The organism is Bacillus thermotolerans (genome assembly GCF_000812025.2).
GTDB classification, from domain to species: domain Bacteria; phylum Bacillota; class Bacilli; order Bacillales; family Domibacillaceae; genus Quasibacillus; species Quasibacillus thermotolerans.
Genome location: NZ_JWJE02000014.1, coordinates 72,912 through 81,324 on the forward strand (window position 1 = coordinate 72,912; position 8,413 = coordinate 81,324).

At 46.7% G+C, this 8,413-nt stretch carries 8 protein-coding genes; 3 read left to right on the forward strand and 5 right to left on the reverse strand.

The window, feature by feature from the left end:
• The first annotated feature begins 5 nt into the window (after window positions 1-5).
• Window positions 6-779 carry an acetylglutamate kinase gene (argB, locus tag QY97_RS07745; RefSeq protein WP_039236635.1) on the forward strand — a complete coding sequence of 258 codons (774 nt, stop codon included), beginning with the start codon at window positions 6-8 and terminating at the stop codon, window positions 777-779.
• Entirely contained in the window at window positions 776-1,945 is a 1,170-nt protein-coding gene (locus QY97_RS07750) for an acetylornithine transaminase (protein ID WP_039236637.1), read from the forward strand. The genes argB and QY97_RS07750 overlap by 4 nt, the downstream gene beginning before the upstream one ends.
• Window positions 1,946-2,005: 60 nt before the next feature.
• Here the strand turns inward: QY97_RS07750 and QY97_RS07755 are convergent, their stop codons facing one another.
• From QY97_RS07755 to gnd, 5 genes are all read right to left on the reverse strand, one after another.
• The gene (locus QY97_RS07755; protein WP_039236639.1) at window positions 2,006-2,749 is read right to left on the reverse strand and encodes a TPM domain-containing protein; all 744 of its coding nucleotides are present in this window, start codon (window positions 2,747-2,749) and stop codon (window positions 2,006-2,008) included.
• Window positions 2,749-3,327, reverse strand: coding sequence for a LemA family protein (locus QY97_RS07760; protein ID WP_039236641.1), 579 nt, complete (start codon window positions 3,325-3,327; stop codon window positions 2,749-2,751). Before QY97_RS07760 ends, QY97_RS07755 begins: the two co-directional genes overlap by 1 nt.
• A 101-nt stretch (window positions 3,328-3,428) precedes the next feature.
• On the reverse strand, window positions 3,429-4,967 hold the full coding sequence (gene gntK, locus QY97_RS07765; RefSeq protein WP_099098545.1) for a gluconokinase: 1,539 nt from the start codon (window positions 4,965-4,967) through the stop codon (window positions 3,429-3,431).
• Window positions 4,968-5,020: 53 nt separating this feature from the next.
• Window positions 5,021-6,364 carry a GntP family permease gene (locus QY97_RS07770; RefSeq protein WP_039236646.1) on the reverse strand — a complete coding sequence of 448 codons (1,344 nt, stop codon included), beginning with the start codon at window positions 6,362-6,364 and terminating at the stop codon, window positions 5,021-5,023.
• 43 nt (window positions 6,365-6,407) lie between these two features.
• Window positions 6,408-7,331: a phosphogluconate dehydrogenase (NAD(+)-dependent, decarboxylating) gene (gnd, locus tag QY97_RS07775; protein WP_083965835.1), complete on the reverse strand. Its 924-nt coding sequence runs from the start codon at window positions 7,329-7,331 to the stop codon at window positions 6,408-6,410.
• 123 nt (window positions 7,332-7,454) lie between these two features.
• Here gnd and QY97_RS07780 point away from each other — a divergent pair, with 123 nt between their 5' ends.
• Entirely contained in the window at window positions 7,455-8,300 is an 846-nt protein-coding gene (locus tag QY97_RS07780) for a MurR/RpiR family transcriptional regulator (protein ID WP_039236649.1), read from the forward strand.
• Window positions 8,301-8,413 lie beyond the last annotated feature (113 nt).

Consider the following 8,413-nt stretch of genomic DNA (forward strand, 5'->3'; position numbering starts at 1 on the left):
AAGCTATGAACAAAACAATCGTTGTAAAATGCGGAGGCAGTGTGTTAAGTGAACTATCCCCTTCTTTCTTTGAAAGCATGAAGGAGTTAACCGAGCAAGGCTATTCCATCGTCTTTGTCCACGGCGGCGGGCCGGAAATCAACGCTATGCTGCAAACATTAAAGGTACAAAGCGAATTCAAAAAAGGGTTACGCGTAACAACAAAACAAGTGCTCGAAACCGCGGAACTGGCTCTTGCCGGCAGTCTAAACCGCAAGCTTGTTAGAATGCTAGAGCAGCACGGCCTTCAGGCGATCGGATTGAACTCAAGCGATAACCAGTTATTAGAAGCAGATTTCATCGATGAAGAACAGCTTGGCTATGTCGGCGATGTAACGAGCGTCAACAGTCAGTTTATCAAGCTCTTGTGCCAAGAAGACTTGCTTCCTGTCTTAACACCGATTGCAGCAGGTCCTGATGGAACAGTACTTAATGTCAATGCAGACCATGCGGCTTGTGCAGTAGCGAATGCCTTAGAAGCTGAGCATTTCTTGATGGTAACCGATGTAGACGGTGTACTGCAGGACGGCGAGCTGATTTCCGAGCTCACTGAACAAGAAACGGAAAAGCTTATTGAAAGCGGGGTCATCAGCGGAGGCATGATTCCAAAGGTTCAATCTGCCTTAAGAGCTTTCTCTGATCACGTCAGCCAAGTCCACATCGTATCCGGCAAAAAAGCGTTTTATGAGCAAGGTGAATGGTACGGTACAAAGTTTATTAAAGAGAAGGTGACAGTATGAGCTATTTATTCCCTACATATGCCCGCTGGGATGTTACCCCTTCTTCAGCAAAGGGTGCCTGGCTAACAGATAAAAACGGCAAAAAGTATTTAGATTTCACGACTGGTATTGGTGTTTGTAATCTTGGCCATGCGCCGGAACAAGTAAAGGATGCAGTAGAACAGCAGCTTGAGAAATTCTGGCACACATCCAACCTATTTCAAATCGAACTGCAGGAAGAAGTCGCGAAGCAATTAACAGAGGCTTCCGGCCTTGATCTTGTCTTCTTCGCCAACAGCGGTGCAGAAGCGAATGAAGCAGCTATTAAACTAGCTCGCAAAGCAACCGGGCGTACAAAGATTGTTACGTTTACGAACTCTTTCCACGGCCGTACATTTGCGACGATGGCAGCCACTGGCCAGGAGAAAATCAAAACCGGTTTTGGACCAATGCTAGAAACGTTTGTTTATGCTCCTTTCAATGACCTATCTGCTTTAAAAGAGGTTCTTGATAAGGAAACAGCTGCCCTTATGTTTGAAGTCATCCAAGGCGAAGGCGGCCTAAACGAAGGAGATCAAGATTTCCTTCAAGAGGCAAGCGCTCTTGCTCGCGAGTATGGTGCTCTCGTTGTGATTGATGAGGTTCAAACAGGGATCGGCCGTACCGGCAAGCCATTTGCTTTCCAGCATGTCGGTCTAGACCCCGATATTATTTCCAGTGCGAAAGGAATCGCGAGCGGGCTTCCTCTCGGAGCTATTATTGGAAAGAAAGAGCTGGCCGAAGCCTTTTCACCAGGCTCACACGGCTCTACTTTTGGCGGCAATCCGGTCTCACTTTCTTCTGCCAAAGCAACACTCGACACCGTTTTCGATGACAGCTTCCTAGCTCAGGTGAATGAAAAAGGAGAGAAGCTGGTGAAATCATTAAAAGAAGCCCTCTCCTCTATCCCACAAGTTAAAGGGTTTAAAGGAAAAGGCTTAATGATTGGCATTGAGCTGACAGAGGAAGCCGGCCCTTACATCGCAGCTGCTCGTGAGAAAGGACTGCTTGCGCTGACTGCTGGAGCGAATGTGATCCGGCTCCTGCCGCCGCTCAATGTCAAAGAAGAGGAAATTGAGCAAGCTGTCTCCATTCTTACAGACGCTATTAAGGAAAAAGCATACGAAAAAACAACAGCTGGGAACTAATCCCGCTGTTGTTTTTTTATGAATAGAAAAAGCCGGCACCCACGCCCTGCAGGTCTTTTCTCACCAGTTCCGTCCAGCCCCTCCGCCGCCGGAAGAACCGCCTCCGCCACCACGGTAGCCGCCCCCTCCGCCTCCCCCGCCTCCGCGGGAGAGCATATAAAGAAAGAGCCGCGACAAGGTTCCTCCAAAAAACTTTATGTCTAGAAACACAATAAGGACGGCAATGATCACCAGCCAAAACGGATTCATGCCATTCTCGCCTGACTGATATGGCTGTGCCTCAACAGGCTGCCCCTTCCAGCCGTATTCCGTGGCTGTTTCATTATAAAGCACTTTGTACGTATTCATAATAGCTGCCGCCGGCTGCTCATTCACAAGGTACGGATAAGCATATTCATCCAGGATTCGGCCAACCTTTCCGTCAGGCAAAGCCCCTTCCAGACCATAACCAACCTCTACCCGAATGTGCCTCTCACCTGGTCCTCCTTCTGTCGTTACAAGAAGCAGCACCCCATTGTTCTCTTCTGCGCTGCCTAAACCATACTGCCGAAATGCTTCATTCGCATATTGTGCCACCGGTACCTCCTCTGTTGTCGGCACAGTTAGCACGGCTACCTGGGCTGTTGTCGCATCCTCAAGCTGCCGGCCGAGCTGGATAAGTTCAGCCTCCTGTTCAGGCGATAGCACGTTTGAAAAATCCTGAACGTAAATATCACCCCGAGGTGCCGGCGCGGCAGAAGCTGAGAAAGCAAAAGAGCAGATAATCAAGAACGCTGCTGCTAAAGCTAAAGCAGCTTTTTTCATCACTGCTGCACACCTTCAAAGTCAACAGTCGGCGCCTGCTGCGCTCCTTCAGCAGCTCTAAAATATTCTTTCTCATCAAATCCAAACAGGCCAGCGACTATTGAACCTGGGAAGCGTTTCACTTTTCTGTTGAACTGCGACACTTGATCATTATAGTCCTGACGAGCAACAGCCAGGCGGTTTTCTGTACCTGACAGCTCATCCATTAATTGACGGAAGTTCTGATCAGCCTTAAGCTCCGGATAATTCTCCACAACAACAAGCAGCCGGCTTAAAGCTCCGGACAATTCATCATTCGCTTCTGCCTGCTCTTCGGGAGAACTGGCTCCAGCAAGCCGTGCCCGGGCGTCTGAAATGTTCTGAAGCACCTCTTGTTCATGGTTCGCGAACCCTTTTACTGTATTCACTAAATTAGGAATCAGGTCCATTCTTCTCTGAAGCTGATTTTCCACTTGAGCATAGGCCTGATCCACATTTTCCTCTGAATCAACCAGACCATTGTAGCTTGGAATGACCATAGCCGCCAATACAAGTACGATAATACCGATAATAATAAGCGGCCCTAATGCTCTTTTCATGCCCTTCACCTCACTATATCATCTCCAGGTATTTACCTCTTTTCCTAAAGAGGAAAACCATTATTTATAAGGTGAAGAAGGGCCGCCTGTTTTATTCGCTGCTACGATTTGTTTTGAAGAGCAGCAATAGAGGCGTACTCCTCAGACAATAAGCGTGTCAGCCGGATATAAAGAGGGATGATCTCCTTATAAACAGCCGCCTCCTCCTCATTTGGCTGGTGAGCATGTACAGCACCTACCATATTATTGACTGCTTCAAGGCTGTCAATTTCCTCCATGGCATACAGCCCCAGCACAGCCGCTCCAAAGCAGGAGCTCTCAAAGCTTTCGGGAATGAGTACCTCCTGGTCAAAGACATCCGCCAAGAGCTGGCGCCAAAACGGAGAACGGGCGAAGCCGCCTGTTGCTTGAACCTTCTTTGGCGTGCCGATCAGCTCTTCTAAGGCAAGAAGCACAGTGTACAGGTTGTATACGATTCCTTCCAATACGGCGCGGATCAGGTGCTCCTTTTTATGATGAAGGGCCAGACCGATAAATGACCCCCTTGCATTCGCATCCCATAACGGCGCACGCTCTCCTGCAAAGTATGGATGAAAAATGAGCCCCTTGCTCCCAGCAGGAACCTTAGCAGCCATTTCGGTTAATAAATCATACGGATCTTTTCCTAAGCGTTTAGCCGTTTCTACCTCTGCTGCTGCTAATTCATCCTTGGCCCAGCGAAAAATCATGCCGCCATTATTGACAGGACCGCCGATCACCCAATGATCCTCTGTCAGGGCATAGCAGAAAATCCGACCCTTAGGATCTGTGACCGGCTTATCAGAAACAGCGCGAATAGCCCCGCTCGTACCAATCGTGACCGCAACCACCCCTGGAGAAATCGCATTGACGCCGAGGTTAGAGAGCACGCCGTCGCTCGCACCAATGATGGCAGGAATGTTGCGCCGCAGCCCCATCTCCTCTGCATAGGCGCTATCCAAGCCAACAATTACCTCTGTCGTTGAAACGGGTCTAGACAGCTGCTCCTCTGTAATACCTGCTAGACGCAGCGCCTCTTCATCCCACGTTAAGTTTTCTAAATGAAACATACCTGTTGCCGAGGCAATAGAATAGTCTACGACATATTCGCCAAACAGCCGGTAAAAGATATACTCCTTAATAGAGATAAATTTCGCTGACCGCTGGAATACTTCCGGATGCTCTTCCCTTAACCATATCAATTTACTGAGCGGAGCCATCGGGTGAATAGGCGTACCTGTCCGAAGATATAACTCATGACCGTTCCACTCGTTTTTGATTTTCTCGGCCCATTTCGCGCTTCGGTTATCTGCCCACGTAATAGAAGAGGTTAACGGTCTGCCGTTCTCGTCTACTCCAATCACACTGTGCATCGCTGAACTGAACGAAAGAAACTCTATTTCCTGCTCTCGGACTCCACTCTCCTGCAGGCAGTTTTTAATGGAAGTTACCACGGCCTGCAAAATTTGTTCTGGATCTTGCTCTGCTGCACCGGGTACAGGCGTATGCAATGGATATTCCATCCCCGCCCGATGAACAAACGAGCCATCTTTTTTAAATATTACTGCTTTTGTGCTGGTTGTGCCGATGTCAACACCCATCATATATGGTTTACTCATCATCATCTTCTCCTTTTACTGAAAAAAAGAGACAGAATAAATCTGTCCCTCAAATGTTAGGAAATAAACATACCAATGATAAACACGACTCCAAATCCTACAAGGGCAATCAACGATTCCATGACTGTCCAGGACTTTAATGTATCTTTTACATCTAAACCAAAGTACCGGTTAACGAGCCAGAACCCTGAATCATTTACATGAGAGAAAATTGTTGCCCCGGCAGCAATAGCAATAACCATCAAGCCGAGAACCGGTCCTTCCATGCCTAATGTTTCAATGAGCGGCGAGACGAGTCCCGCAGCGGTAACCATCGCTACAGTAGCTGAGCCCTGTGCTACACGAACAAGCGTAGCAATTAAGAAAGCAAGCAATAACGGGGGCAAAGCAGACCCTGCCATCATATTACCTAATACTTCGCCTACTCCTGAGTCAATCAATACTTGCTTAAACACACCACCGGCACCGGTAACGAGGATAATAATCCCCGCAGGCTCCAACCCTTTCGTCGCAATCTCTTGTACTTCCTCTCTCGTGTAACCGCGCTTTGTACCCAAGAAAGTAAATGTCAAAAGCGTAGCAATCGTTAAAGCGACAAACGGATGACCAAGGAAGGTAAAGATCGTCCGAGCCATATTTCCTTCTTCTAATGTTGCGCCTAATACAGTATTCATTAAAATTAATACAAGCGGAATGAGGATCAAAAAGGCAATTAACCCGAAGCCCGGAAGCTCTTTATCCCACTCTTTTTCCTCAATATTCATGTAATCCGGCACACTGACATGAATGCGTTTGGCAATGTAGCGGCCGAATAAAGGACCAGAAATGATCATGGCAGGAAGACCGGCAATAGCACCGAACAAGATAACCCAGCCAAGATCCGCACCAATTAAATCGGCTACAGCAATCGGTCCCGGAGTCGGCGGAATGAAGCTGTGTGTAACCGCCAGACCGGCCAACAACGGAATCCCATAGTAAAGCAGCGACTTCCCTGTTTTCTTTGCTAACCCGTACACAATCGGAACTAAAATAATAAAGCCAACATCAAAGAATACGGGAATAGCTACGAGGAAACCCGTCACACCGAGCGCCCACTGGGCTCGATCTTCTCCAAATTTCCCAATAATCGTCTGTGCAAGCCGTTCTGCACCACCCGATACTTCAAGCATACGCCCAAACATGGCACCAAGTCCGACAACCACAGCGACAAACCCAAGGGTTCCTCCCATTCCGGTTTCTACAGACTCGATGACTTGTTCAAATGGCATGCCCGCCAGCACCCCAACCACTAAACTGACAAGAAGCAATGCAACAAAAGCATGAAGCTTCGTGCGAATAACTAAGAATAATAAAGCAAAGATACCCGCTATAGCAACAAGTATCAGCATAGCATCTGACATGATGTATCCTCCTAAAGCTTTTTCAGCCTTTCTTTTCCTCTACTTACTCTTCTTTTTTCACAACGGCATGCCCGCCAAATTCATTTCTAAGTGCAGCGACTACTTTACCGCTGAACGTATCTTCCTCCAATGAACGGTAGCGCATCATGAGAGACAAAGCAATAACAGGAGCGGCTGTTTGGAAATCCAAAGCAGTTTCTACCGTCCACTTTCCTTCTCCTGACGAGTGCATAACTCCCTTAATTGCATCCAGCTTCTCATCCTTAGAAAAGGCACTCTCCATCAGCTCCATTAACCAAGAGCGGATAACCGAACCGTTATTCCAAACACGCGATACTTTCTCATAGTCATAATCAAACGGACTCTTCTCCAGCAGGTCAAACCCTTCAGCAATCGCCTGCATCATACCGTATTCAATTCCATTATGGATCATTTTCAGAAAATGACCGCTGCCGATCTCGCCTGTGTACAGATAACCATTCTCTACGGAGATGTCATCAAATACCTGCTCGACTTGATCGAACGCTTCTTTATTGCCGCCGATCATCACGCATACGCCATGCCGTGCGCCTTCCGTACCGCCGCTTGTACCGCAATCAAGATAATAGACACCTTGTGCTGACGCCTGTTCGCCTCGACGGATAGAATCCTTGTAATGAGCGTTGCCGCCATCAATTAAAATATCGCCTTTCTCTAAATGAGGAAGCACCTCTTGAAAGACGTTCTCCGTAATATCTCCAGCCGGCACCATCATCCAAATCACCCGAGGGGCTGACAAGCTTTTCAGCTCTTCTAAAGAGGTGATGCCTTTAGCGCCTTCAGCGGAAGTTTTTTTCACTAACTGCTCGTCTATATCGTAAGCTGTTACTTGATGGCCGTGCTCCATTAAGTTTAATGCCAAATTAAAGCCCATTTTACCGAGGCCAATTAAACCAATTTGCATATTCATTACCTCCGAATTATTCATTCTATCGCTTATTTTATAGAAAAATATTTCTTTTAACAACCTTTATAAAAAAATATTTTTTATGGTATGATATTTTTAATGAGAACACCTCATACTATACGTAAAGGAGATAGCCCGAGACTTATGAAGCAGCCTTGCATAACAAGCATTCGATCACATTACCCTCATTTAAGTAATAAAGAAAAAATGATTGCTGATTATATTTTAAAGAATCCTCAAAATATTATTCACTCAAGCATTAACCAGGTAGCTGACGATCTTGGTGTGGCCGATTCTACCGTCTTTCGTTTTTGCAAGCGCATTGGGTTTAAGGGCTACCAAGCAATGAAAATTGCTTTAGCCTCAGAAGTTGTGGAGCCGATCAAAAATATTCATGAGCAAATCAGCCGGGATGATGACACAAAGATGATTACGGAAAAGGTCTTCCGCTCCAGTGTTCAAGCGCTTGAGGATACGCTGACTGTTCTCGATTTTGAAGAAGTTGAAAAAGCTGTGCAAATGATCCTCTCCTCTTCACATATCCATCTATTCGGCAGCGGAGGTTCCTCGGTTATTGCACAGGATGCGTACCATAAGCTGATTCGCACGGGCCTTCGTGTTTCAGTAACGATGGATGCCCATATGCAATTAATGAGTGCTTCCCAGTTAAGGGAAGAGGATTGTGCCATCTTTATTTCCCACTCGGGCTCGACGAAGGATATTTTAGATATGTTTACTATCGCTAAAGACAGAGGGGCCAAGACCATTGCTATTACCGGTTTTTCTAAATCACCTCTCTCCGAAAAAGCAGATGTCCAACTGTGCACCTTATCCAGAGAAACAGAATTCCGCACAGAAGCCATGTCCTCAAGAATTGCTCAGCTTATCATTATTGACGCTCTTTACGTTAATGTCATGATGGCTCTTGGAGAAGAAGGGCAAAAAGCGATTTCACAAATGCGCGATGCTTTAGCAATCAAACGGATCTAAAAGCAAAAAACCGCCTGCTGTATAAAGTGTACCCTATAGAGTAGACACCAAAAAAAGTCTACCTATAGGGTACTTTTTTGTATAATTAAGAAACACAACTAGAGATAACATGG